2 protein-coding genes are annotated in these 2,249 nt (G+C 44.1%); one reads left to right on the top strand and one right to left on the bottom strand.

The annotated features are described in order from the left end of the window. Nucleotides 1–138 precede the first annotated feature (138 nt). The gene (locus H6G00_RS12220; RefSeq protein WP_190796933.1) at nt 139–1,086 is read left to right on the top strand and encodes a DJ-1/PfpI family protein; all 948 of its coding nucleotides are present in this window, start codon (nt 139–141) and stop codon (nt 1,084–1,086) included. Nucleotides 1,087–1,321: 235 nt separating this feature from the next. On the opposite strand, the gene H6G00_RS12215 is transcribed toward H6G00_RS12220, so the two are convergent. Further along, complete coding sequence (locus tag H6G00_RS12215) at nt 1,322–1,936, bottom strand: DUF3611 family protein (protein ID WP_190796932.1); 615 nt, start codon at nt 1,934–1,936, stop codon at nt 1,322–1,324. Between the last annotated feature and the right edge of the window lie 313 nt (nt 1,937–2,249).

Here is a 2,249-nt window from a genome sequence, read left to right as displayed (position 1 = left end):
CACCTCACTTTTACGCTCACCACGCTTTACTGCATCAATCGCTTTGCGACGAAGGTCATAACTGTAGGGGGCTGACATTGGCACTCCTAAACGCTTATCTATCTCTAAAATAACGTCCTAACGTGCTCCCGTAGAGCTATAGTTCTTGGCTCACAGCTGACACAGAAATATGAGGGTAAACATCGGAAAATTTCAATTGAACCCGATGGAATCGTATCAGAAGCCAGAGTTGAGGATTTCGATGCCGTCTTGATCTCAGGTGGAATAGCCGCTGAACGAATGCGGATTGATATTGCAGCCGTACAGTTTGTCCAAACTGCGCTAAATCAGAACCATTTAGTTGCTGCCATTGGTCACGGTCCACAAGTTTTGATCGAGGCAGATGTGTTGAAAGGACGTGATGTAACAGGTGCCCGTGCAATTCGTAAGGATTTGCAGAATGCTGGAGCTAACTACATTGATGAACCGCTCGTCATTGATGGGATTTTAGTCACGGCTCGACGACTGGGCGATCTTCCCATTTTCACGGCTGCAATTCTTTCCAGGCTAGAACTTCCTTTAGCCTCATCTCTTAACCAGGAAACCGACGCAGCATGGTGGAAATTAGCAGAAATGTGGGGCGGGTCTAGCAAGGTAGCGATCGCTACTCACCTAAACACCATTCTGCACCGTCAAACTCATTTGCTAGAAGCCTTTCAACGCTATACTCAAAAGCTATCCAATTCGCAGTTAAGCTCCAGCTTTAAAGTCATTTGTTCAACAATACGACATCATATTCAGCAGCTAGAAAATCGTTTTGCTGAATTTCAAGTGCAGGAGTCGCTGCTAGCAGACAACAATGCTGAGGTGAATTACAGTCAGGTATTTGCACGTTTAGAGCGATCGCAACTGAGCCATGACACAGAGTTGCTGTGCCAAACTTTACACAGTTTACGAACAGAAATCACTGAAGTTCAAAACTTGTCTAATCAATTAACTGATCCAACTACAACAGCATTATTTGACGACCTTGAAGCAGACTTAGTTGAAGCAGAACAACAGATTGCAGCTCTGTATCACATGAGGCTAGAGATCAGCAATGTGTGATAGTAATGCTGCTATTTCGGTTGACCCTCTCTCCCCTAAAAGGTTTGATTGTCCACTTGCAATCTTTGCAGCAACACAATACGCAATCCCATAGCTAGCCCGTGCAAATGCTATAAAAATGGTTGTATCAACAAGACGGCGGGCAATCGAAGGAGTGCTGTTGGCGATCGCCAACAGCACTCCTCTCGTCATTCCAAAGCGAACCTTGTTGTCAAGGAAGTACTAATCTTAGTAGCTATTGCCGATGCAGCCAGTTAAATAGACCAAAAGAACTGGCTGTACCCGTAAAGTGAGCAGCGATCCCACCCATATTTGCCATTGCAATGAGGATATCTAATGAACGGATAGCATGGATTGGATCGTAAACAGTAACTCCCTGAGGCTGAGAAATAGATTTTGCCAGAAGAATTCCTAGTGTTGATCCGGTTCCTATAATAGCCATTAACATTCCAAACAAACCGACAATAATACTAAGCCGTAGAACACTTAGAACCATGATTTGCTCAGGCTGCATAGCCGGATTTGGGTTGCGGAGACGTTTACCAAAGCGCGTATAGCGAAATGCCAAGTAGATATTGAACAACAGCACTAAAATTCCACAAATTGCCCAGAAGATACCCACCCCGACTCCAGAAGCGGTGGCTTCGCTAACATTAGTGATACCGGCTTCAGAGTCTTGTGTCATGGCTTGATTGAAGTTACGACCGGCGATCGCAAACTCTAACATTAGTGCTGATACAATGCCTAACCCAAGCTGCAACCAGAAGCTTAACCACCCTATTAATCGTAATCCGATAGCAATTCGTTCTGACTCATGGTCAAATTTAGTAGTTTTCGAGATAGTTTGCATTTATACCCCTAATGTTTCTAATGTCTTTTTAGTAATACTCAACTTTAAGAGCCTGACTGACCCAGCACGTCCCACAAATGGTAGACGAATGACAAAAGCATGATCTCCCCTGAAGAGTTATGTAAAATTCATGTTGATTTCATTTTTTTATAGAAAACATTAGCTGAACTAAAAGCTGAGTGATTATTAGATGACTAGCTGTTGCTGTTGGCGAACGTACTACAGGTGTCTCATGGCGGTGCCAGTGCTGCAAAACGTGACACCCGAAGTTTAGGTAATGGTTCTCCCTTAAGCCAAGACACAATCCGAGCAA

Source organism: Leptolyngbya sp. FACHB-541 (assembly GCF_014695875.1).
Lineage (GTDB): Bacteria > Cyanobacteriota > Cyanobacteriia > Elainellales > Elainellaceae > JAAUTN01.
This window is presented reverse-complemented; position numbering and strand designations above follow the sequence as displayed.